This is a genomic window from Enterobacter sp. (assembly GCF_977039595.1).
Window position 1 is genome coordinate 1 of sequence record NZ_CDRQYH010000057.1, and the last position, 23700, is coordinate 23700.

Sequence of the window (23700 nt, forward strand, 5' to 3'; positions counted from 1 at the left end):
AAGCTGTTCGCGCTGGGCGACGGTGACCGGATGAGGATGCCAGACGACGTTCTCATCATGGGCAGCCATTACTTGCCTCCCAGCAGATCGCGCGCGCCCCAGTGCGGGAAGTGCTTACGCACCAGCGCGTTCAGCTCCAGCTCGAAGGCGCTGAACTCAGAGGTCACGCTCGCCTGCGCGTTAGGCTCGCGCACCATGCCAGCACCGACGGTAACGTTGGTCAGGCGGTCAATAAAGATCAGCCCGCCGGTTACCGGGTTCTGCTGATACGGATCCAGCACCAGCGGCTCGTCGAAGGTCAGATCCACCAGGCCAATACCGTTCAGCGGCAGCTCGCTCACGTCACGGTGGGTCAGGTTGTTGATGTCCACCTGGAACTGAATGCCGTCCACGCGGGCGCGGGTTTTCTTCCCGGCAATTTTGATGTCGTAGCTCTGGCCTGCGGTCAGCGGCTGTTCGGCCATCCACACCACGTCCACGGACGCGCCCTGCACCGCCGCCAGCGTCTCCTGCGCGTCGACCAGCAGGTCACCGCGGCTGATATCAATTTCGTCTTTCAGCACCAGCGTGACCGCTTCCCCTGCCCCGGCTTCCTGCAGGTCGCCGTCGAACGTCACGATGCGAGCGATTGCTGACTCCACGCCGGATGGCAGTACCTTAACGCGCTGCCCCACCTTCACGGAACCGGAAGCAATAGTGCCGGAGAAGCCGCGGAAATCGAGGTTTGGACGGTTCACGTACTGCACCGGGAAGCGCATCGGCTGGGTGTCGACCACGCGCTGAATTTCAACCGTTTCCAGCACTTCCAGCAGCGTCGGGCCGCTGTACCACGGCATGTTCGCGCTTTGGGACGCGACGTTATCCCCTTCCAGCGCCGAGAGCGGCACAAAGCGGATATCCAGGTTGCCCGGCAGCTGTTCAGCAAAGGTCAGATAGCTCTGGCGGATCTCCTCGAATTTTTCTTCGCTGAAGTTCACCAGATCCATCTTGTTGACCGCCACCACCAGGTGTTTGATCCCCAGCAGCGTCGAGATAAAGCTGTGGCGACGGGTCTGATCCAGCACGCCTTTACGCGCGTCCATCAGCAGGATCGCCAGGTCGCAGGTCGACGCGCCGGTCGCCATATTGCGGGTGTACTGTTCGTGCCCCGGGGTGTCGGCGATAATAAATTTGCGCTTCTCGGTAGAGAAATAGCGGTAGGCCACATCGATGGTGATGCCCTGCTCGCGCTCCGCCTGCAGGCCGTCAACCAGCAGCGCCAGATCCAGCTTTTCGCCCTGGGTACCGTGACGTTTACTGTCGTTATGCAGGGAAGAGAGCTGATCTTCGTAAATCTGGCGCGTATCGTGCAGCAGGCGGCCAATCAGGGTACTTTTCCCGTCATCCACGCTGCCGCAGGTCAGAAAACGCAGCAGGCTTTTGTGTTGTTGCGCGTGCAGATACGCTTCCACGCCGCCTTCGTTGGCAATTTGTTGAGCAATAGTGGTATTCATGGCGGCTCCTTAGAAATAACCCTGACGTTTCTTCAGCTCCATGGAGCCTGCCTGGTCGCGGTCAATCACGCGCCCCTGTCGCTCGCTGGTGGTCGACACCAGCATCTCTTCGATGATCTCCGGCAGCGTCTGGGCGTTGGATTCCACCGCGCCGGTCAGCGGCCAGCAGCCGAGGGTGCGGAAACGCACCATCTGTTTTTTGATCACTTCACCCGGCTGCAGGTCGATGCGATCGTCGTCGATCATCATCAGCATGCCGTCACGCTCCAGCACAGGGCGCTCGGCGGCCAGGTACAGCGGAACGATCTCGATGTTTTCCAGATAGATATACTGCCAGATATCCAGCTCGGTCCAGTTGGAGAGCGGGAAGACGCGGATGCTTTCGCCCTTGTTGATCTGGCCGTTGTAGTTGTGCCACAGCTCCGGGCGCTGGTTTTTTGGGTCCCAGCGGTGGAAGCGGTCGCGGAAGGAGTAGATACGCTCTTTGGCGCGGGATTTCTCTTCGTCACGGCGCGCGCCGCCGAAGGCCGCGTCAAAACCATATTTGTTCAGCGCCTGCTTCAGCCCTTCGGTCTTCATGATATCGGTATGTTTGGCGCTGCCGTGCACGAACGGGTTAATGCCCATCGCCACCCCTTCCGGGTTTTTGTGCACCAGCAGCTCGCAGCCGTAGGCTTTCGCGGTACGATCGCGGAACTCGTACATTTCGCGGAATTTCCAGCCGGTATCCACGTGCAGCAGCGGGAACGGCAGCGTACCCGGATAAAACGCTTTACGCGCCAGATGCAGCATGACGCTGGAATCTTTACCGATGGAGTACATCATCACCGGGTTAGAAAACTCGGCGGCCACTTCGCGGATGATATGGATACTCTCCGCTTCAAGCTGCCGCAGGTGTGTAAGACGTTTTTGGTCCATAACCGTTCCTTAAGCCAAATTTACAACAGAAGAGCCAAAGCCTTCTGTATCGGTTGTGTGTTGGAACCAGGCGAGCGTGCTGTGCAGCTGCACCACTTCACCCACCACTATCAGGGCGGGCATAGGGGCGTCTTTCGCCAGGGTTGCAAGATATTCCAGCGTGCCCGTCGCAACGTGCTGATCGACGCGCGTGCCGCGAGAAATGACGGCAACGGGCGTCGTCGCCTCGCGACCGTGCTGAATAAGCTGTTCGCTGATATCCGCCGCCTTCATCGTGCCCATGTATATCGCCAGCGTCTGGCGGCTCTGGGCGAGATGCGACCAGTCAAACGGCGTACTGTCGGCCTTGTAGTGGCCGGTCACAAAGGTGACGCTCTGGGCGTAATCGCGATGGGTCAGCGGAATACCGGCGTAGGCCGTCACCGCAGAGGCCGCCGTGATGCCGGGCACCACCTGGAACGGTACGCCCGCTTCGGCTGCCGCCTGCAGCTCTTCGCCGCCGCGTCCGAAAATGAACGGGTCGCCCCCCTTCAGGCGCACCACGGTTTTGCCCGCTTTGGCAGCGTCAACCAGCATCTGGTTGGTGTCGTGCTGCGGCACCGAGTGCTCGCCTGCCCGTTTGCCCACGCAGATTTGCTCCGCGTCGCGACGGATCAGCTCGCGCACGCCGTCGGTGACCAGATGGTCGTAGAACACGACGTCCGCGTCCTGCAGCACCTGCAGGCCGCGCAGCGTCAGGAGCCCGGCATCGCCAGGCCCCGCGCCTACCAGGATGATCTCCCCGCCCGTGCTGCCGGGGTTATCCAGTTCATCCTCGAGGATTTTCTGCGCAGCCGTTTCATTGCCGGCATGCATCAGGCTGGCGAAGCGGCCGCGAAACACGCGTTCCCAGAAGCGACGGCGTTCAGTCACGCTGGTCAGGCGGGTTTTCAGGTGGTTACGCCAGTAGCTGGCTTTCTCCGCCATGCGCCCGAGGCTGGTCGGCAGCAGCGCTTCGATTTTTTCACGCAGCACGCGCGCCAGCACCGGTGCGGTACCGCCGGAGGAGATCGCCACCAGCAGCGGCGAACGGTCAACGATCGACGGAAAGATAAACGAGCACAACGGCTGGTCGTCCACCACGTTCACAAGGCGATAACGGGCCTGCGCGGCGTCGGAGATCCGCCGGTTCAGTTCACGATCTTCGGTCGCCGCAATAACCAGCACCACGCTGTCGATTTGTGACTCGTGAAAATCTGCCTCTGCAACGACCTGCACCTGGGCCCCTGCGCGCTGCAGAAACGCGATTTTGCGATCGGCGATTTCACCCGTGCCAACAACCAGCACCGGTTTCTCTTTAATCGCAGCAAATAAGGGCAGATAGTCCACAGGCAACAACTCACTAACAACGAGGAATAGAGGGACTATAGGGGGCGGCTTAGACCGAATGAAATTACGAATTGGAATGAGTAGTTACTCAATGGAATAACGCCGTGAAAATGCTAATACCAAAAAGTGCTTAACGCGCGAAATTTCGGGCATTTAAGAGCAATTCAAATTGTGTATGGACGATCACAGTTTCATACTAGGCGGGTTATTATTTTGCTCTGTTTTTAAGGACTCACTATGTTTTCCGCAACGCGCCACCGTATTGCTGCCCTGGCGCTCGGCGTTTGCTTTATTCTTCCTGCTCAGGCAAAAAACCAACCTTATGGTGAAATCGCCAATATGCAGGCGCGGCATATTGCCACCGTTTTCCCTGGCCGCATGACCGGTTCGCCTGCGGAAATGCTCTCCGCGGACTATCTTCGCCAGCAGTTTGCTGAGATGGGTTACCAGAGCGACATCCGGTCGTTTCACAGCCGCTACGTCTATACCTCGCGAAATAAAACGAAAAACTGGCATAACGTGACCGGCAGTACGGTAATTGCGGCCCACGAAGGCAGCGCAAAAGAGCAAATTATTATTATGGCGCACCTTGATACCTACGCTCCGATGAGCGATGCCGACACGGATAACAACCTCGGCGGGCTGACGCTGCAGGGCATGGACGACAACGCTGCAGGCCTGGGCGTGATGCTCGAACTGGCCGAGCGGATGAAAGATATTCCCACCCAATATGGCATTCGTTTTGTTGCCACCAGCGGTGAAGAAGAGGGCAAACTCGGCGCTGAGAATCTCCTTAAACGCATGAGCGCCGAGGAGAAGAAAAATACGCTGCTGGTGATCAACCTCGACAACCTTATCGTCGGCGACAAGCTCTATTTCAACAGCGGGCAGAGTACACCGGGTACCGTGCGAAAACTGACGCGCGACCGTGCGCTGGCGATTGCCCGCAGCCATGGCGTTTATGCCACCAGCAATCCCGGCGGTAACCCGGATTATCCGCGAGGAACAGGCTGCTGCAACGACGGGGAAGTGTTCGATAAGGCGGGCATTCCTGTGCTGTATGTGGAAGCGACAAACTGGGCGCTGGGCAAAAAAGATGGCTACCAGCAGCGGGCTAAATCGAAAGCCTTCCCGGACGGGACAAGCTGGCACAACGTGATGCTGGATAATCAGCAGCACATCGATCGCGCGCTGCCGCAGCGGATTGAACACCGCAGCCGTGATATAGTGAAGGTGATGTTGCCGCTGGTGAAGGAGCTGGCGAAAGCGGGGAAAGCCTGAGGTTTTTAAGTATAGCGGGGCCTGATGCCCTCACCCCAACCCTCTCCCACAGGGAGAGGGTGGATAAAGGATCACCCTTCGTGCAGCCCGCACTCGCGCTTCAGCCCGAAGAATCGCGTCTCTTCTTCCGCCATTCCCGGTTCCCACTTACGCGTGGTGTGGGTATCCCCCACTGACAGATAGCCCTGATCCCACAGCGGATGGTACTTCAGCCCGTGTTTTTGCAGATACTGGTACACCGTCCGGTTATCCCAGTCGATAATCGGCAGCACTTTAAACACGCCGCGCTGCACCGCCAGCACCGGTAAGGTTGCCCGGCTGCCGGACTGCTCGCGGCGCAGGCCCGCAAACCACGTCTGAGCATTAAGCTCTTTCAGCGCCCGGTTCATCGGCTCGACCTTGTTGATCTCATTGTATTTCTCAATGCCCTCAACGCCCTGTTCCCACAGCTTACCGTAGCGCGCCTCCTGCCAGGCCGCGCTTTCCGTCGCGCGGTAGACCTTAAGGTTCAGCTTGAGCTTGTCCGTCAGCTCGTCAATAAACTGGTAGGTTTCCGGGAACAGGTAGCCGGTATCGGTGAGGATCACCGGAATGTCCGGACGGATCTGATTCACCAGATGCAGGCTGACCGCCGCCTGAATACCAAAGCTCGACGAGAGCACATATTCTCCCGGCAGGTTTTCCAGCGCCCACGCCACGCGCCCTTCGGCGTCCAGCTTTTCAAGGTGAGCATTGGTTTCTGCCAGCGCCAGAATACGTTCGACTTTTGGCAGGTCATTAAGGGCGTTTAGATCGAGTTCGGACATAGTTACCTCTCGTGGTTACTCCCAGAAATCCCTTGCGGGATCGAGCACCGGGCGAATGATGCCCGCACGCACCGTAAAGTCGCCGAAGCCTTCACCCGCTTCGCGCTCTTTCGCCCAGCGCCCGACAAGCTCGTCGATGGAATCAAGAATTTCCGGCTCGGTGATGTTCTCGCGGAACATGCGCGGAATGCGCGTGCCGATACGGTTACCGCCCAGATGCAGGTTATAGCGCCCCGGCGCTTTCCCCACCAGACCAAGCTCGGCCAGCATCGCGCGACCACAGCCGTTCGGACAACCGGTGACGCGCATAACAATATGCTCGTCCGGAATGCCGTGTTTTTCCAGAATCGCTTCCACTTTGTCGGTAAACGACGGCAGGAAACGTTCCGCTTCGGCCATCGCCAGCGGGCAGGTCGGGAACGATACGCAGGCCATCGAGTTTTCACGCTGCGGCTTAACCGCATCCATTAACCCGTGTTCGCGCGCCAGCTTCTCGATCTTCGCCTTCTGGCTTTCCGGCACGCCGGCAATAATCAGGTTCTGGTTAGCGGTAATGCGGAACTCACCTTTGTGGATCTTCGCAATTTCCAGCAGACCGGTTTTCAGCGGACGTCCCGGATAATCCAGAATACGGCCGTTTTCAATAAACAGCGTCAGGTGCCATTTATTGTCGATGCCTTTTACCCAGCCAATGCGATCGCCGCGACCGGTGAATTCGTAAGGGCGGATCGGCTCAAATTTGATGCCCGCACGACGCTCCACTTCCGCTTTGAACGTCTCCACGCCCACGCGCTCCAGGGTGTATTTGGTTTTCGCGTTTTTACGATCGGTACGGTTACCCCAGTCGCGCTGGGTCGTCACCACCGCTTCCGCCACGGCCAGCGTATGCTCGAGCGGCAGGAAGCCGAACTCGCTCGCGGTACGGGCGTAGGTTTTCTTGTTACCATGTTCGATGGACAGGCCGCCGCCCACCAGCAGGTTAAAGCCCACCAGCTTGCCGTTTTCGGCTATCGCCACGAAGTTCATGTCGTTGGCGTGCAGGTCGATATCGTTCTGCGGCGGGATCACTACCGTGGTTTTAAACTTGCGCGGCAGGTAGGTCTGGCCAAGGATCGGTTCTTCGTCGGTGGTCGCGACTTTTTCCTGATCGAGCCAAATCTCGGCATAGGCGCGCGTACGCGGCAGCAGGTGCTCAGAGATCTTCTTCGCCCACTCGTAGGCTTCGGCGTGCAGCTCGGACTCATACGGGTTCGAGGTGCAGAGCACGTTACGGTTCATGTCGTTGGCGGTCGCCAGCGCGTCCAGCCCGACCGAGTGCAGCATCTGGTGCACCGGCTTAACGTTCTTCTTCAGAATGCCGTGGAACTGGAAGGTCTGACGGTTGGTTAGACGAATGCTGCCGTAGATCGTGTTTTCACCGGCAAACTTGTCGATCGCCTGCCACTGCTTGGTGGTGATCACCCCGCCCGGCAGACGGCAGCGCAGCAGCATCGCGTGACGCGGCTCCAGCTTCTGCTCGGCACGCTCGGCGCGGATGTCGCGGTCGTCCTGCTGGTACATGCCGTGGAAGCGGATCAGCAGGAAGTTGTCGCCTTTAAAACCGCCGGTGAGACCGTCATTCAGATCTTCAGCAATGGTGCCGCGCAGATAGTTGCTTTCCAGCTTCATGCGCTCGGCGTCTGTCAGTTTACCTTCGACCACCAGTGGCCCTGGATGTTTTTCGCTCATTAGTAGACATCTCGCTGATAACGGCGCTCAACGCGCAGCTCACTTAAAAATTCATCCGCCGTTTCGGCATCCATACCGCCGAATTCGGCAATAACTTCCAGCAGTGCCTGCTCAACGTCTTTCGCCATGCGATTGGCGTCGCCGCAGACATAAATGTGGGCACCGTCATTGATCCAGCGCCACAGCTCTGCGCCCTGTTCGCGCAGTTTGTCTTGTACGTATACTTTTTCTTTCTGGTCGCGGGACCAGGCCAGATCGATGCGGGTCAGTACGCCTTCTTTCACATAGCGCTGCCACTCAACCTGGTAGAGGAAATCTTCGGTAAAGTGCGGATTGCCGAAGAACAGCCAGTTCTTACCCGACGCGCCGTCTGCCGCGCGCTGCTGCATGAAGGCGCGGAACGGCGCAATGCCGGTGCCCGGGCCAATCATGATGACCGGTGTTTCCGGGTTTGCCGGCAGGCGGAAGTTGTCGTTGTGCTCGATAAAGACGCGCACTTCGCCCTCTTCTTCCACGCGATCGGCCAGGAAGCTCGACGCCCCACCCGCGCGCGCGCGGCCTTCGATGTCGTAGCGCACCACGCCGACGGTAACATGCACTTCACTCTCCACTTCGGCCTGCGAAGAAGCTATGGAGTACAGGCGCGGAGTCAGCGGACGCAGCAGGCCGATCAGCGCATCGGCATCCAGCTGAGCTGGAGAGAAACGCACCATATCGACAATCGGCGTCGTCGCGGCGTAATGCTGCAGTTTCGCCTTGTCGCCCACCAGCGGCAGCAGGGATTCGCTGCGCGTTAAGGTGGCATAATTTTCGACGATATTCGGGGTGTTCACCGTCAGTTCGAAATGCCACTGCAGCGCCTCGGATAACGGCAGCGATTTGCCGTCAACGGTGACAGGCTCGTCGCCTTTCAGCCACAGCAGCTCAACCAGCTCTTTCACCAGCGCCGGATCGTTCTGATACCAGACGCCCAGCGCATCGCCAGGCTGATAGCGCAGCCCCGAGTCGCCTAAATCGATTTCGATATGACGCACGTCTTTTTCCGAGTCGCGGCCGGTAATTTTCTGGTTCACCGACAGGCTCGCCGTCAGCGGCGCCTCTTTGGTGTACGGGCTGGTGTGGATGTCGTTAACAGCACCCGTCGCGGTGAACGCGGCCTGCGTCGAGGTCTCTTTCGGCACGCGCGCTTTTAGCACTTCAACGATGCGGGCACGCCATTCAGCGGCGGCGGTCTGGTATTCGACATCCGCATCAACGCGGTCCAGCAGACGCTCCGCGCCCAGCTCCGCCAGCTTGCTGTCGAAGTCTTTGCCGGACTGGCAGAAGAATTCATAGGAGGTATCGCCCAGGCCAAAGACGGCAAACGCCGTCCCATCCAGCTTCGGCGCTTTTTTCGAGAACAGGAACTTATGCAGCGCCACCGCTTCTTCAGCTGGTTCACCTTCACCCTGCGTAGAGGCGACCACCACCAGCAGTTTTTCCGACGCGATTTGCTTGAATTTATAATCCCCGGCGTTGACCAGGTTCACGTTCAGTTTAGCGGCCAGCAGGTCGTCGCGCAGCGCTTCGGCCACGCGGCGGGCGTTGCCCGTCTGCGAGGCGGAAATCAGGGTAATGGCCGGAATCTCAACGGCCGTAGCCGGTGCACCCGCCACAGCGCCAGGCTGCTGATTGAGCATTCCCCAGAAATAACCGGAGACCCAGGCAAGCTGAGTGGGAGAAAAATCAGAGGTGGCAGCCTGAAGGCGCGCCAGTTGCTCCGGGTTCAGGGGAAGCAAATTTGAAGGTGGGGCCTGTGTTGTCATGCGTCGTTATGTTCCAGTAGCCAAGCGGACTTTAAGCGAATAAATCCAAACTGAAGATAAGGTTAACGGCGAGGATAATAACAATTAAAGAAGGGATGGAAATAATAAATAACCAAATGGACTAACCTGTTTTACTTATCGTTCTTAACAGTAAAAGCGATTAATTAACCTATTGAAATATAATAATAAAATTAACAAAAACTGGACATTTAGCGGCTCAGTACCTATTGAGCCGTTTTAGTTAATGCTAAAAATTGTGCTTTCCGGTACTATGCGGCGGTTTTTTCCGCATTACTGAGAGCGATCATGTCCACCACACTGTTTAAAGATTTCACCTTCGAAGCCGCCCACCACCTTCCGCATGTCCCTGAAGGACATAAATGTGGCCGTCTGCACGGGCATTCGTTCATGGTGCGTCTTGAGATCACCGGTGAAGTTGATCCGCATACCGGTTGGATCATGGATTTTGCCGAGCTGAAGGCGGCGTTTAAGCCGACCTACGATCGTCTGGATCACTACTACCTGAATGAGATCCCGGGCCTTGAAAACCCGACCAGCGAAGTGCTGGCAAAATGGATTTGGGATCAGATGAAGCCGCTGGTACCGCTGCTGAGCGCGGTGATGATCAAAGAGACCTGCACCGCGGGCTGCATCTATCGCGGGGAGTGATTCTCCTCTTCCCCACGCACTTTTAGCGGCGTGAACTCATAGAGCACAAGCGCGTTACTTTCCAGCGATTCTGTAATTTGCCAGCCGTCATAAAGCCGTTCATCGCGTAAGGAAAGCGTTGGGCGCGCTTTGTGCGCAATCCAGCGCCACATCTCCTCATCAGGCCCGCTGTCGCTGTGTACTTCTTCAAGCAATGGGTAGAGCGCACCGTTGTGCCGATCGAACAAATGTCTCTTTATGCGCCAGTGACCGCGCATTCCTCGCAGCTCAAGATGATACTGCTGGCGAAAACGCTGAATAAAAGCCTCCTCGCTGGAGAGCAGAGGATTGAAGACCACCACGTTACGCAACAGCAGCTGATATCGCCCCTGATGGCGGAGCAGCAGCACGCTCTTGTCGTTAACGAGCACCTCTCCCCGCAGACGCTGCCACAGCCAGAGTACCCAATAGATGGGCCGTGGAAGGCCGTGATTATATTGAAGCGCAAGGCTTGATGTATCGAGGGTGTTGTTCGCCCTCGCTTCCCCCTGTAAACCAGAATTAAGCCAGAATCCCGCCAGCCATACCTGTTCTGAAAGCCCGAGCAGATTCTGCATCAACAGCGCACCGCGAAAAAACCAGCCGTTGGTCGCCCGCGTATTCCCCGTAAGAGTATTCCACGAGAGTAACCATACCGGCAGCGTCCGCTGCCGCTGGCGAAGGGCGGCGAGGATCTGGCGGACCTTTAGCACCGGGTAATTTTCAGACGAGGAAAGATGCGCGGGATCCAGCTGCGCCAGATCGAGCAGCTCGTTGGCATCTGCCGGACATGCGAGGAAATCAGCCTCGTCCAGAATGTCAGAACGGAACAGCGCGTCACCGCTCAGCTCGCTACCATCGGGGGAGAAGCGATGCCACACCCCCAATTTTGCCTGCGGAAGGTAGGCCCTCAGCGCCGCCCGCTGCGCCCGCCAGGCGTGCTCCTGGGTTTCCGCGTTTGCCTGGGGAGACCAGTGCATGACGACGTGCCAGCCAGCGGTAATGTCGGGCAAAAATCGGTTAACCGAAAGCTGCAAAAAGCGCGTCAGGAGATCGCAGCGGGTAGTGACCCCCGTGTGCAGCAGGACCGTCCAGCCTTTTTTCGCCACCCAGGTAAACAATTGCTGCAGATGATACCAACAGGCGTAGCCCGCCATTTGGGGATCGTCCCATCCCGTAGCGAACAGACGGCTGCTGAGAAAAGGTTCGGCGATATCAATGCCCTCAATCGGAATCGCCTCGTGTAGCGCCTCCAGATGCCGACGAACATCCTCTCGCAGCAAATCGTCTAGCTCGCGCAGGGTGATGACCAGCCGCGTGCGGCGCAGCGCGGAAGAGAGCGGATAAAGCTGCTGCACATCCAGTATCCGCTCCTGACACGGGGAGTAGGTTAGCGGCGACGGTTCCCAACCGCGGGTCTCAGCGTCGTTAAGCAGGCTAAATAACGTATCTACCGCAACAGGGAAACGCTGTTCATCCACGGTCGTGCGCGGGCGGAACGCAAGGGGACGATGACGCCCGGCCTTACGAAACTCACCCGGAGACATATTGTGATAGCGCTGGAAACTATCGGTCATCATACGTGTGCTGGCAAATCCGTTCTCCAGCGCAATCTGATGCAGAGGGCGGCTGGTGAGACACAGGGCGTCAGCCGCTTTTTCCAGCCGCAGGGCAGTGATGTACTGCATAAAACTGGCTCCCGTCTCTTTTCGAAAGAGACGAGAGAGCCACGCTTCTGAGACGAACTCACTCTCTGCGATTTCGGCCAACGTAATGCGGCGGGTGTAGCTGGCGTCGATCCGCTCAAGTACACGGGCGATGCGCTTGCTTACGTTGGGGTGCTGGTTCCGGGGTTTCTGGCGGACGGGCTGCTGAAAGCGACCAATCAGCAGCAGCAGGATCTCGCTCAGCCAGCGATTCGCCTCCAGCCGGTAGCGATGCGGATCGTTGACCAGCGTCACCACCAGCAGCTGGCGCAGCAGGTGCCGAAGCTCGTCACACTGCGGCCAGCGCCCGCCTGACTCCTCCGGAACCGCGTAATCATGGGCAAAAAAATCATTGTACAGCTGGATTACCCAGCGTCCGGATAGAACGACACGCAGAGTCACATTCGCGTTCTGGCTGATAAGCCTCCATCGCTGATGGCGGTTTATCACTACAAGGCCATTTGTCGGAACCCTTTTTAGTCCCGCCTCGGTTTGCAGTTCAGCTTGCCCTTCCAGCACCCACAGTATCGTCAGCAAATCGCCTTCATCCTGCGCGAACAGGCGAATGTCCTCAACGGCTATCGCAAACTCATTTCCACGATGTTCCATTCGCCCCTCCACGAAGACAAAAAATGACGCACTCTTTTTTGTCATAACCGAATCGTATGAAAAACAATCAGAAAAAAGGCGTCGATTTACAACAAAAAAGGACATTTTCCGGCAATGCGATCGACATAAACTCGAAACTAACACCATTTGGCAGGAAAAGGATAACAAAAATGACACATCCAATTGTTGACGCGCTGCGAGGCTCCGAGGCTCAGTTCACTGAATTACGCCGCGAGTTTCACCGACATCCCGAAACAGGCTTCGAGGAGCACAAAACCAGCGACCGCGTCGCGTCACTCCTGGAGCAGTGGGGCTATGAGGTCCACCGGGGAATGGCCAAAACCGGGGTGGTCGGCACCCTTAAGGTAGGAAACGGCAGCAAACGTCTGGGCCTGCGCGCCGATATGGATGCGCTGCCGATGCAGGAAAATAGCGGCAAAGCGTGGAGCAGCACGGTTGAAGGTAAATTTCACGGCTGCGGGCACGATGGCCACACCACTACCCTGCTTTATGCAGCAGAGTATCTGGCCCGAACCCGCAACTTTAGCGGCACGCTGCATCTGATTTTTCAGCCAGCCGAAGAGCTGCTGTATGGCGGGCGCGTCATGGTTGAAGATGGCCTGTTTGAACAATTCCCCTGCGACCATATTTTTGGCCTGCACAACATGCCCTCCCAGCCGCTTGGGAAAATTGGCCTGCGCGATGGCGCCATGATGGCCTCCTCTGACACCGTTCATATTGAAGTGAACGGCGTAGGGGGTCACGGCGCCGTTCCGGAACACACAGTTGATGCCACGCTGGTTGCCTGCCATATCACCCTCGCCCTGCAGTCGATTGTGTCGAGGAATATCACCCCATTCCAGCCGGTCGTCGTAACCGTGGGCAGCATCCAGGCGGGACATGCCCCGAATATTATCAACGATAAGGTATTAATGAAGCTGACCGTGCGCACGCTGGACGAAGCGGTGCGTCAAACCGTCCTGCAGCGAATCCACGACATTGCCGTGGCACAGGCTGAAAGCTTCAACGCCACGGCCACGATTCGTCATGTGAACGGCAGCCCGGTGCTGCGCAATAGCCCGCAGGCCAATGACATGGTGCGCACGGTGGCGACCGACCTGTTCGGTCAGGATGTCGTCACGTCGGTGAATGCCTTTATGGGAAGCGAAGATTTTGCGTTCATGCTCGAGAAAAACCCCAACGGCTGTTACTTCACCCTCGGCGCGGGCGATGAGCCGGAGCGCTGCATGGTGCATAACCCAGGCTACGACTTTAACGACAAGCTTCTGCTTACCGGCGCGGCACTCTGGAGTGCGTTGACCGAGCACTATCTGCGCTGATACGCACCAACCCCGGAGGGCCGCACGATGAGTACCGTACCCCTGACTGGCACACCGACCTAAGCCGGTAACGATCGGCTGCTGGCCGGTATTGTGATGAGCGTTCTGACCTTCTGGTTATTTGCGCAGTCGGTGATTAACGTTGTCCCGGCAATGAAAAACAGCCTCGCTATCTCCCTTGAAACCCTCACGCTGGCGGTCAGCCTCAGTGCGCTATTCAGCGGCTGTTTTGTCGTTGCCTGCGGCGGCTTTGCCGATAAGTTTGGCCGCGTGCGTATGACCTATATTGGCCTCGCGCTAAGCATCATCGGCAGCGCCCTGCTTTTTTTCTCGTGGGAGCCGGTTCTGTTTCTGCTGGGGAGAGCGATACAGGGGCTGTCAGCGGCCTGCATCATGCCCGCCACCCTGGCGCTGATTAAAACCTGGTATCAAGGCAACGCTCGCCAGCGGGCAATCAGCTTTTGGGTCATCGGCTCATGGGGCGGCAGCGGGCTGAGCTCGTTTGTCGGCGGCGCCATCGCCACCACGCTCGGCTGGCGATGGATCTTCATTTTTTCCATGCTGGTGGCAGCGGCAGCGCTGCTGCTGATCCGCGGCACGCCGGAAAGCCGAAGCGACGGCGCGAGCCGCCATAAGCTGGATATTGGCGGTCTGGTGAGCTTTGTCTGCATGCTGGTGCTGCTGAACCTGTTTATCAGCAAAGGCCACAGCTGGGGCTGGAGCAGCGGCCTGTCGCTGCTGGTGCTGGGGGGCGCCGCGCTGGCAGCAGCCTGCTTTGTGCTCACCGGGCGACGCAAGGGTGACGCGGCGTTGATTGATTTTGCCCTGTTTAAAAACCGGGCCTACAGCGCCTCGGTATTCTCTAACTTTTTGCTCAACGGCTGCATTGGCACCATGATGATCGCCAGCATCTGGCTGCAGCAGGGCCAAGGTCTGTCGCCGCTGCAAACCGGCATGATGACGCTGGGATATCTGATTACCGTGCTGGCGATGATCCGGGTGGGGGAAAAGCTGCTTCAGCGCTACGGCGCGCGCCTGCCGATGATGACCGGGCCGCTGCTGACTGCAACGGGCATCACGCTCATCTCCTGCACGTTTTTAAGCAAGGAGATCTACATCGTCACCGTCTTTCTCAGTAACATTTTATTTGGTCTGGGGCTGGGATGTTACGCCACGCCGTCAACGGATACTGCGGTGATGAACGCGCCAGAAAACAAAGTCGGGGTGGCCTCTGGGGTGTACAAAATGGGCAGCTCGCTGGGGGGAGCGATGGGGATCGCGGTTACCGCGTCGCTCTATGCGCTGCTGCTGCCGCTGGGCATGGCCAGCGCCGCACAGTATGCCCTCCTTTTCAACAGCGCGATGTGTCTCGCTTCGGTGGGAGTGACCTGGGCGTTACTCCCTTCAGGTCGTGCCCCGCGATAGGCGGGGCCACGAAAGGGTCAGGCAATATTCAGGTACTTGTGCGTCTGCATCGACAGGCGCCAGTTGCGCGCAATACAGGTATCGATGCACAGGCGCGTCGCGTCGTCTTTCTGGCTGATCGGCTGTAGCGCAATGACGCGCTGCTTTTCATCCGTCAGCGTGGCCAGCAGTTCATCCAGCGCTTCGATATCACGCACGCGCCCTACAGGATGCTTAATCTCATCCGCGCGTTCCAGCGCCTGAGACAGCACGTCATACCCGCCGCGCATATTCACTTTTGGCGATACCGTCACCCAGGTCGTGTGCGAGCAGCGCACTTCATGGGTGCCGCTGGTTTCAATCTGGCAGCTGTAGCCGTTCTTTTCGAGCAGCTCGGTCAGCGGCGTCAGATCGTGGATGCAGGGCTCACCGCCGGTGATCACCACGTGACGCGCGGTCCAGCCCTGACGACCAATAATGGCCAGCAGATCTTCTGAACTGCCCGCGCCCCACTTATCGCTCTCTTTGGTTTTCGCCAGAATGCTAAACAGCGACACTTCCCGATCTGCGAGCTTATCCCACGTATGTTTGGTATCACACCAGGCACAGCCAACCGGGCATCCCTGTAAACGAATAAAGATAGCGGGAACGCCGGTAAAGTAACCCTCGCCTTGCAGGGTCTGGAACATCTCGTTAATCGGGTACTGCATAGTCATCTCAGTAAAGGGGATAAACGATAAGTATCGCAGATCCCCGCCGGATGGTCATGCTCCATCGGTGCTTTGCGCGCCAATCGCCGCCATAAAGCGCTCGGTAATTTGCTGTGGGCGGGTGATCGCACCGCCGACAACGACCGTATGCGCCCCTAGCGCCAGGCATCTGGCCGCGCGTTCAGGCGTATCCACGTTGCCTTCGGCAATTACGGGCACCGTCACGGCGGCCAGCACGGCCTTCAGGAACGCGCAGTCGTTCTCCGGAAGCGAATGGCCCACCGTTTCCGCCGTGTAGCCGTAAAGCGTGGTGCCGACGCAGTCGAAGCCCAGCGCCTGCGCCTTCACGGCCTCTTCGACCGTTGAAATATCCGCCATCAGCAGCACCGCGGGATAGCGTGAGCGGATGCGCGTGACCAGCGTTTCCAGTAATTCCCCACCGGGACGCTCCCGCGCCGTCGCATCAAGCGCAATGATTTCCGGAGAGACGGCCATGAGCTCATCCACCTCTTTCATTGTCGCGGTGATAAATACCTCGCTTTCCGGGTAATCCCGTTTGATGATGCCGATAACAGGCAAAGAGACCTGCTGCTTAATGGCCTCGATATCCACCACGCTGTTGGCACGAATTGCGGCAGCCCCGCCCTGTGCCGCCGCCAGCGCCATTCGCGACATAATAAACGGGCTATGCAGCGGTTCATTTTCCAGCGCCTGACAGGAGACGACCAGTTTTCCCTTCAGGGTATCCAGTACAGTTTTCATTACGATAAGATCTCTTCCACTTCGTTTTTGATAATCGTGACGTGCGGGCCATAGATGACCTGAACACCGTTACCGCGCACGATAACGCCGCGCGCCCCGGTGGCTTTCAGCGCCGAGTCATTCACTTTGCTGCCGTCCTTGACCGTAACGCGAAGACGCGTGGCGCAGCAGTCCACCTCTTCCAGATTGTCTTTTCCGCCTAATCCAGCGATCACCGCAGCGGCGCGTTCGTTTTGCGTCAGGCTGACCTCGTCAGCCATCGCCTCCTTTTCCCGACCCGGCGTGGCGAAATCAAAACGGTTAATCAGATAGCGGAAGGTAAAGTAGTAAAGGAAGAACCACGGTACGCCGACCAGCGGTACGAACATCCAGTTGGTTTTGGCCTCTCCCTGTAAAATGCCGAACAGCACGAAGTCGATGAAGCCGCCGGAGAAGGTTTGCCCGATGGTGATATGCAGCATGTGCGCGAGCATGAATGCCAGCCCGTCAAACAGCGCATGGATGACGTAGAGCACCGGCGCAATAAACAGGAAGGAGAACTCAATAGGCTCGGTAATCCCCGTCAGGAACGAGGTTAACGCCGCAGAAAGCAGCAGCCCGGCAACGCGCTTTTTGTTCTCGGGTTTTGCCGTGTGGTACATCGCCAGGCACGCCCCGAGCAGGCCAAACATCATCGTAATAAAGCGCCCGGACATGAAGCGTGACGTGCCCTCATAGAAATGCTGCGTGTTCGGGTCGGCCAGCTGGGCGAAGAAGATCCGCTGCGTGCCTTCCACGAGGTGTCCGTTGACGATTTCACTCCCGCCAAGCGCGGTAGTCCAGAAAGGCAGATAGAAGATGTGGTGCAAACCAAACGGGCCCAGCATGCGGAGAATAAAGCCGTACAGCAGGGTGCCCAGATAACCCGTAGCATCCACCAGCCCGCCCAGACCAAAAATCAGCTTCTGGAAATGCGGCCAGACCACGGTCATGAGCGCACCGACGAGTATCGCCGCCAGGGAGCTGATAATGGGGACAAAGCGCGAGCCGCCAAAGAACCCGAGGAACTGTGGAAGCGCAATTTTATTAAACCGATGATGGAGTGCGCAGGTCACCAGTCCAATCACCACGCCGCCAAACACGCCGGTTTCCAGCGTCTGAATACCCAGCGTCATGCCCTGCCCCACGGCCCCCGGATTCTCCTGCGCCAGTTTGCCGGTGAGGATCAGCAGCGCGTTGATGGTGGCATTCATCACCAGAAACGCGAGTAATGCCGCCAGCCCGGCCGTGCCCTTATCGCTTTTTGCCAGCCCGACGGCCACCCCAACGGCAAACAGCACCGAGAGGTTCGCAAACACGATGGATCCTGCGCTGCTCATGATGGTGAAAATGGCCTGCAGCCAGCTCACGTCTAAAAACGGATAGGCTGTAAGCGTGTTGGGATTTGATAGCGCGCCGCCTATCCCCAGCAGCAGACCCGCCGCAGGCAACACGGCAATCGGCAACATAAAGGATTTGCCAAAGCGCTGCGCTTTTTCAAACCATCCCCCTGAAGAAGCCCCACTGAATATTTGCATCATTTTTTCATCCCCTCATTGAACGATGAAAATTTTTACCACATAAATATTTAATATTGAAAATTATCATCATAAACTAGGACGACGATCATACTTTTTCAAAATGACTGGCATCTTTCCCCCGCTTTCCGCCACACTAGTCGCAGAGAAACGCATTAAGGATCGAGCATGTCAGACCATGAAAACCTGCTGCTGAAGCTACGCCAGGAGGCTTCCGGGTACAGCCCAACACAACAAAAACTCGGCGAGTTTGTCCTCAGCGATCCTGCCCGGGTGCTCTACCTGACGATCACCGAGCTGGCGCGCGAGAGCCACACCAGCGAGGCCAGCGTCACGCGTCTTTGCCGGACGCTGGGCTGCAAGGGCTATAACGAATTTAAAATGGCGCTTGCTCTGGATATTCAGCAGGGCCAGCCCGCGCGTCAGGCGGGCGATGAGATTGATAACGTCGTGGATGAGTCGGTGCAGGCTTTGCAGGATACCGCCCGGCTCCTTGACCGCACGCTGCTTGAAAAGGCCGCACTGGCGCTGCACCAGGCGCAGTCCGTGCAGATTTATGGCGTTGCGGCCAGCGCGATCCTCGGGGAGTATCTGCACTACAAGCTGTTGCGGTTGGGCAAACCCGCGCAGCTGTTCAGCGATATGCACCGCGCGGCCATGAATGCGACAACGCTTTCAAAAGAGACCCTGGTCGTGGCTATCTCCAGTTCGGGTTCAACGCGGGATTTACTCCACGTGGTGAAGCTTGCCCGCAAGCGCGGCGTTAAGGTTCTGGCACTCAGCAATACGCCCCGCAGCCCGCTGGCATCCCTGAGCGACATGCTGCTGGTTGCGGCCAAACCAGAGGGTCCCCTAAGCGCTGGCGCACTCAATGCTAAGGTTGGGGTGATGCTGCTGGTCGAGCTGCTGACCACGTCCATGATTGCGCTGGATGCTCATTATGGCGACGTTAGCCAGCAAACAGCCAGCGCCACGCTTCCCCTTTTGCTCTGAAAATCATTCGCAGGCTAAATAAATCGGCCTGCGACTTATATTGTCTGATTTTCGTTAAGTGGGGTTTTAATCATTTGTCCGGTAAATGTTTGGTGTAACAAAGTATTATATTTATTACATTTTGAATTAAGTCCACCATTCGGCATAGACCATATAAAACCAATTAAATTCAACGAGTTAAAATTTAAATTTTAATGGATTGAATTTTTACCATTGCGATAATGTCCAATATCTTCACCTGATTTCCTTTCCTTAAAATAAGCTTAAGACGCCACTGATTTCGGCGTTTTATTATTTAAATGCCGTTTACTTTTGCCCGCCTACAATCCGCCTCATCAATCATAATGAGACGGTATTAATGAAGATGTTATTGATTACAGGCGTGACCGGATTTCTGGGCGGTGCAGTTCTTGAAAAAATCCTGACCAACGATCAATCCATAGAACTCCTTTTGCTTGCGCGCGCCAGCGATCCGCAGAGCGGGCTGGAGCGCGTGCTGGAGAATATGCGCAAGTTCAACGTTCCTGAGGACAAACTGGCCTCCCTGAATGTGGACAATATCCTGATTGGCGACCTCAGCCAGCCAGAAGCCTTCCTGAACGATCCCCGTCTGGATCGGGTCACGCATGTCGTGAACTGTGCGGCCGTCGCCTCATTTGGTAACAACCCGCTGATCTGGAAGGTCAACGTTGAAGGTACGCTGGCGCTGGCGCGTCGTATGGAGCAGGTCACAGGACTGCAGCGTTTCCTCCACGTCGGCACCGCGATGTCATGCACGCCGGAGCAGGATTCCCTGGTCGCCGAAAGCGCCGAATTCAGGGAGAATGCTGAACACCTGGTGGAATACACGTTTTCGAAGTCAACCATCGAACAGCTGATGCGCCAGGAGTGCCCTAACCTTCCCCTGCTCATCGCCCGTCCGTCCATCGTCGTTGGCCATACCCGTCACGGCTGCACGCCGTCGAGCAGCATTTTCTGGGTCTTTAGCATGGGCCTGATGCTGCAGAAGTTCATGTGCTCAATGGAAGACCGGATCGACGTTGTGCCGGTGGATTACTGCGCCGACGCGCTGTTAATGCTGCTTAACAGCAACGCGCGTCCGGGGGAAGTGGTGCACATTTCTGCGGGTGAAGAGAACAGCGTTCGCTTTGCGGATATCGATCAGGCGATGGCGCAGGCGCTGGAGAAAGCCCCCGTCGGGGATAAATATGCCCAGGTCAGCTACGAAACGCTGGTCCGAATGCGCCGCGAGCTGAAACATATTTTTGGCCCGTGCAACGAACGTCTGATGCTGAAAGCCATGCGGTTATACGGTGCGTTTGCCACGCTTAACGTGCGCTTCAGCAACGATAAGCTGCTGAGCATGGGGATGCCGAAGCCACCCCGGTTTACGGATTATATCGCCCGCTGCGTGCAAACTACCCAGGGGCTGACCATTCCGGAGCAAATGGCGGTCGATTTTAAATAGCCAAAAAAATGCCAGTCATTCGACTGGCATTTTCATTTTAAGGCTTAAGCAATTATGCCTGGCCTTTGATCTCTTTACGACCGTTGTATGGTGCTTTTTCGCCCAGCGCTTCTTCGATACGAATCAGCTGGTTGTATTTAGCAACACGGTCAGAACGGCTCATAGAACCGGTTTTGATCTGGCCTGCAGCGGTACCAACAGCCAGGTCGGCAATGGTAGCATCTTCAGTTTCGCCAGAACGGTGAGAGATAACCGCGGTGTAGCCAGCGTCTTTCGCCATTTTGATCGCAGCCAGAGTTTCGGTCAGAGAACCGATCTGGTTGAATTTGATCAGGATGGAGTTAACGATGCCTTTCTCGATGCCTTCTTTCAGGATCTTGGTGTTGGTTACGAACAGGTCGTCACCAACCAGCTGGATTTTGTCGCCCAGTACTTTAGTCTGGTATGCGAAGCCAGCCCAGTCAGACTCGTCCAGACCGTCTTCGATAGACACGATTGGGTACTGTTTGGTCAGGTCTTCCAGGAAGTGAGTGAACTCTTCGGAGGTGAACGCTTTGTTGCCTTCGCCAGCCAGAACGTATTTACCGTCTTTGTAGAATTCAGATGCTGCACAGTCCATCGCCAGGGTGATGTCTTTGCCCAGCTCGTAACCAGCAGCTTTAACTGCTTCTGCGATAACAGCCAGTGCTTCTGCGTTAGAACCCAGGTTTGGCGCATAACCACCTTCGTCACCAACAGCAGTGTTCATGCCTTTAGCTTTCAGAACTTTAGCCAGGTTGTGGAACACTTCAGAACCCATACGTACGGCTTCTTTCAGGGATTTCGCGCCAACTGGCTGAATCATGAATTCCTGAATATCAACGTTGTTGTCTGCGTGCTCACCACCGTTGATGATGTTCATCATTGGTACAGGCATGGAGTATTTGCCTGGGGTGCCGTTCAGTTCAGCGATGTGCTCGAACAGTGGCATACCTTTAGCAGCCGCAGCCGCTTTGGCGTTCGCCAGGGAAACAGCGAGGATTGCGTTCGCACCGAAGTTAGATTTGTTTTCAGTACCGTCCAGATCGATCATGATCTTGTCGATGCCAGCCTGGTCTTTGGCGTCTTTGCCAATGATTGCCTGAGCAATAGGACCGTTTACAGCGCCAACCGCTTTCAGTACGCCTTTACCCAGGAAGCGAGATTTGTCGCCATCGCGCAGTTCCAGCGCTTCGCGAGAACCGGTAGAAGCACCTGATGGAGCAGCAGCCATACCAACGAAACCACCTTCCAGGTGAACTTCGGCTTCAACGGTCGGGTTACCACGGGAGTCGATGATTTCACGACCGATGACTTTAACGATTTTGGACATTAGATTTTCCTCAGTACAAGTTAAACTAAAACTCCAGACAAACAACGCGTACCAAAGGTACGCGTTGCCGTTCTAACTTTTTTTACTTCGCCTGACGCTTCTGGTAGTCGCTGGCGGCTTTAACGAAGCCTGCAAACAGCGGATGCCCATCACGTGGCGTTGAAGTAAATTCCGGGTGGAACTGGCAGGCGACAAACCACGGATGGTTTGGCACTTCAATGATCTCGACTAACTGATCATCCCCGGAGCGTCCCGCAACACGCAGGCCCGCGGCTTCAATAGGTTTCAACAACATGTTGTTGACTTCATAGCGGTGACGATGGCGCTCGGTGATGACCGGCTCGCCATACAGCTTGCGAACCACGCTATCGTCAGTCAGCTGGCAGGCCTGTGCGCCAAGACGCATGGTGCCACCCAGATCGCTCTTCTCGGTACGGACTTCGACGTTACCTTCTTCGTCACGCCATTCGGTGATAAGCGCCACAACAGGGTACTTACAGTCTGGCACAAATTCCGTAGAGTTCGCGTTTTCCATTCCCGCTACGTTGCGCGCAAATTCGATCAGCGCAACCTGCATACCCAGACAGATGCCGAGGTATGGAATATTGTTTTCACGCGCATAGCGCGCGGTGGCGATCTTGCCTTCTACACCACGGTAGCCGAAGCCGCCAGGGATAAGGATAGCATCCAGATCTTTCAGGATTTCAACGCCACGCGTTTCAACATCCTGCGAATCAATCAGCTTGATGTTCACGGAGACACGGTTCTTCAGACCACCGTGTTTCAGCGCTTCGATCACTGACTTATAGGCATCCGGCAGCTCGATGTACTTGCCGACCATACCGATAGTCACTTCGCCTGCCGGATTGGCTTCTTCGTAAATAACCTGTTCCCATTCAGACAGGTTAGCTTCCGGACAGTTCAAGCTGAATCGTTTACAAATATAATCGTCCAGGCCCTGAGATTTCAACAGGCCCGGGATTTTATAAATGGAATCGACATCTTTCATTGAAATAACGGCTTTTTCAGGCACGTTACAGAACAATGCAATTTTCGCACGTTCGTTCGCCGGAACCGCGCGATCGGAGCGGCAAACCAGGATGTCTGGCTGAATACCAATAGAAAGCAGCTCTTTAACAGAGTGCTGAGTCGGTTTGGTTTTCACTTCACCTGCAGCGGCCATGTACGGCACCAGCGTCAGGTGCATGAACAGCGCGTGTTCACGGCCAATGTCTACCGCCAGCTGACGAATCGCTTCCAGGAATGGCAGGGATTCGATATCACCCACGGTACCGCCGATTTCAACCAGCACCACGTCGTGGCCTTCGCCACCCGCAACAATGCGTTCTTTGATGGCGTTAGTAATGTGCGGGATAACCTGAACGGTTGCACCCAGGTAGTCACCACGGCGCTCTTTACGCAGAACGTCGGAGTAGATGCGGCCGGTCGTGAAGTTGTTACGACGGGTCATTTTGGTGCGGATGAAACGCTCGTAGTGGCCAAGATCCAGATCGGTTTCAGCGCCGTCTTCAGTAACGAACACTTCCCCGTGTTGGATTGGGCTCATGGTGCCCGGATCGACGTTGATATACGGATCCAGTTTCATGATGGTCACGTTGAGGCCACGGGCTTCAAGAATGGCTGCGAGGGAGGCTGCGGCAATGCCTTTACCCAGAGAGGATACGACCCCGCCGGTCACAAAAATATAGTTCGTT

At 56.7% G+C, this 23700-nt stretch carries 18 protein-coding genes and 1 pseudogene; 6 read left to right on the plus strand and 13 right to left on the minus strand.

Annotation, left to right across the window (positions count from 1 at the left end; genetic code table 11):
• The 4 genes and pseudogenes from ACWYRJ_RS15765 to cysG form a co-directional block, all read right to left on the minus strand.
• Positions 1-69, minus strand: a pseudogene (locus tag ACWYRJ_RS15765) (adenylyl-sulfate kinase); the annotation flags it as partial.
• The gene (gene cysN / locus ACWYRJ_RS15770) at positions 69-1493 is read right to left on the minus strand and encodes a sulfate adenylyltransferase subunit CysN (protein WP_028014243.1); all 1425 of its coding nucleotides are present in this window, start codon (positions 1491-1493) and stop codon (positions 69-71) included. The pseudogene ACWYRJ_RS15765 and the gene cysN, both read right to left, overlap by 1 nt.
• Before the next feature lie 9 nt (positions 1494-1502).
• Positions 1503-2411 (minus strand): sulfate adenylyltransferase subunit CysD, encoded by a 909-nt coding sequence (gene cysD, locus ACWYRJ_RS15775; protein ID WP_008499613.1) that lies wholly within the window; start codon positions 2409-2411, stop codon positions 1503-1505.
• 9 nt (positions 2412-2420) lie between these two features.
• Entirely contained in the window at positions 2421-3770 is a 1350-nt protein-coding gene (gene cysG / locus ACWYRJ_RS15780) for a siroheme synthase CysG (RefSeq protein ID WP_223582469.1), read from the minus strand.
• 246 nt (positions 3771-4016) lie between these two features.
• Between cysG and ACWYRJ_RS15785 the strand changes: the two genes are divergently transcribed.
• On the plus strand, positions 4017-5060 hold the full coding sequence (locus ACWYRJ_RS15785) for an aminopeptidase (protein WP_111965451.1): 1044 nt from the start codon (positions 4017-4019) through the stop codon (positions 5058-5060).
• A 71-nt stretch (positions 5061-5131) separates the two neighbouring features.
• Here ACWYRJ_RS15785 and cysH read toward each other — a convergent pair whose 3' ends face one another.
• Genes cysH through cysJ form a run of 3 tightly spaced genes read right to left on the minus strand, consistent with a single transcriptional unit; the run spans position 5132 to position 9399 of the window.
• Positions 5132-5866: a phosphoadenosine phosphosulfate reductase gene (cysH, locus tag ACWYRJ_RS15790; protein ID WP_111965450.1), complete on the minus strand. Its 735-nt coding sequence runs from the start codon at positions 5864-5866 to the stop codon at positions 5132-5134.
• Positions 5867-5881: 15 nt separating this feature from the next.
• Positions 5882-7594 carry an assimilatory sulfite reductase (NADPH) hemoprotein subunit gene (cysI, locus tag ACWYRJ_RS15795; protein ID WP_008499617.1) on the minus strand — a complete coding sequence of 571 codons (1713 nt, stop codon included), beginning with the start codon at positions 7592-7594 and terminating at the stop codon, positions 5882-5884.
• Positions 7594-9399 (minus strand): NADPH-dependent assimilatory sulfite reductase flavoprotein subunit, encoded by a 1806-nt coding sequence (gene cysJ, locus ACWYRJ_RS15800; RefSeq protein ID WP_249576933.1) that lies wholly within the window; start codon positions 9397-9399, stop codon positions 7594-7596. The genes cysI and cysJ overlap by 1 nt, the downstream gene beginning before the upstream one ends.
• A 306-nt stretch (positions 9400-9705) precedes the next feature.
• On the opposite strand from cysJ, the gene queD reads away from it, so the two are divergent.
• Positions 9706-10068, plus strand: a complete 363-nt coding sequence (queD, locus tag ACWYRJ_RS15805; RefSeq protein ID WP_111965448.1) for a 6-carboxytetrahydropterin synthase QueD — start codon at positions 9706-9708, stop codon at positions 10066-10068.
• Here the strand turns inward: queD and ACWYRJ_RS15810 are convergent.
• Positions 10053-12401, minus strand: coding sequence for a helix-turn-helix domain-containing protein (locus ACWYRJ_RS15810; protein ID WP_455508235.1), 2349 nt, complete (start codon positions 12399-12401; stop codon positions 10053-10055). The two genes, queD and ACWYRJ_RS15810, sit on opposite strands and share 16 nt — an antisense overlap.
• A 170-nt stretch (positions 12402-12571) precedes the next feature.
• Here ACWYRJ_RS15810 and ACWYRJ_RS15815 point away from each other — a divergent pair, with 170 nt between their 5' ends.
• Together ACWYRJ_RS15815 and ACWYRJ_RS15820 are read left to right on the plus strand one after the other, a co-directional pair.
• Positions 12572-13741 (plus strand): M20 aminoacylase family protein, encoded by a 1170-nt coding sequence (locus tag ACWYRJ_RS15815; RefSeq protein ID WP_223580410.1) that lies wholly within the window; start codon positions 12572-12574, stop codon positions 13739-13741.
• Between the two features lie 96 nt (positions 13742-13837).
• A complete protein-coding gene (locus ACWYRJ_RS15820; RefSeq protein ID WP_455508236.1) occupies positions 13838-15166 on the plus strand; it encodes an MFS transporter in 1329 nt (442 codons plus the stop codon).
• Positions 15167-15183: 17 nt separating this feature from the next.
• On the opposite strand, the gene queE is transcribed toward ACWYRJ_RS15820, so the two are convergent.
• The 3 genes from queE to ACWYRJ_RS15835 are packed head-to-tail and all read right to left on the minus strand — an operon-like array spanning position 15184 to position 18176.
• Positions 15184-15855: a 7-carboxy-7-deazaguanine synthase QueE gene (gene queE, locus ACWYRJ_RS15825; protein WP_149366635.1), complete on the minus strand. Its 672-nt coding sequence runs from the start codon at positions 15853-15855 to the stop codon at positions 15184-15186.
• A gap of 54 nt (positions 15856-15909) precedes the next feature.
• Positions 15910-16617, minus strand: coding sequence for an N-acetylmannosamine-6-phosphate 2-epimerase (locus ACWYRJ_RS15830; protein WP_455508237.1), 708 nt, complete (start codon positions 16615-16617; stop codon positions 15910-15912).
• On the minus strand, positions 16617-18176 hold the full coding sequence (locus tag ACWYRJ_RS15835) for a PTS transporter subunit EIIC (RefSeq protein WP_223580417.1): 1560 nt from the start codon (positions 18174-18176) through the stop codon (positions 16617-16619). The genes ACWYRJ_RS15830 and ACWYRJ_RS15835 overlap by 1 nt, the downstream gene beginning before the upstream one ends.
• A 165-nt stretch (positions 18177-18341) precedes the next feature.
• On the opposite strand from ACWYRJ_RS15835, the gene ACWYRJ_RS15840 reads away from it, so the two are divergent.
• Positions 18342-19166 carry a MurR/RpiR family transcriptional regulator gene (locus ACWYRJ_RS15840; RefSeq protein WP_223580419.1) on the plus strand — a complete coding sequence of 275 codons (825 nt, stop codon included), beginning with the start codon at positions 18342-18344 and terminating at the stop codon, positions 19164-19166.
• A gap of 358 nt (positions 19167-19524) precedes the next feature.
• Positions 19525-20634, plus strand: coding sequence for an SDR family oxidoreductase (locus ACWYRJ_RS15845; protein WP_115876180.1), 1110 nt, complete (start codon positions 19525-19527; stop codon positions 20632-20634).
• A gap of 52 nt (positions 20635-20686) precedes the next feature.
• Here ACWYRJ_RS15845 and eno read toward each other — a convergent pair whose 3' ends face one another.
• Positions 20687-21985 (minus strand): phosphopyruvate hydratase, encoded by a 1299-nt coding sequence (eno, locus tag ACWYRJ_RS15850; RefSeq protein ID WP_024909267.1) that lies wholly within the window; start codon positions 21983-21985, stop codon positions 20687-20689.
• An 82-nt stretch (positions 21986-22067) separates the two neighbouring features.
• The coding region (gene pyrG / locus ACWYRJ_RS15855; protein WP_455508238.1) for a glutamine hydrolyzing CTP synthase at positions 22068-23700 on the minus strand (1633 nt) is incomplete at its 5' end.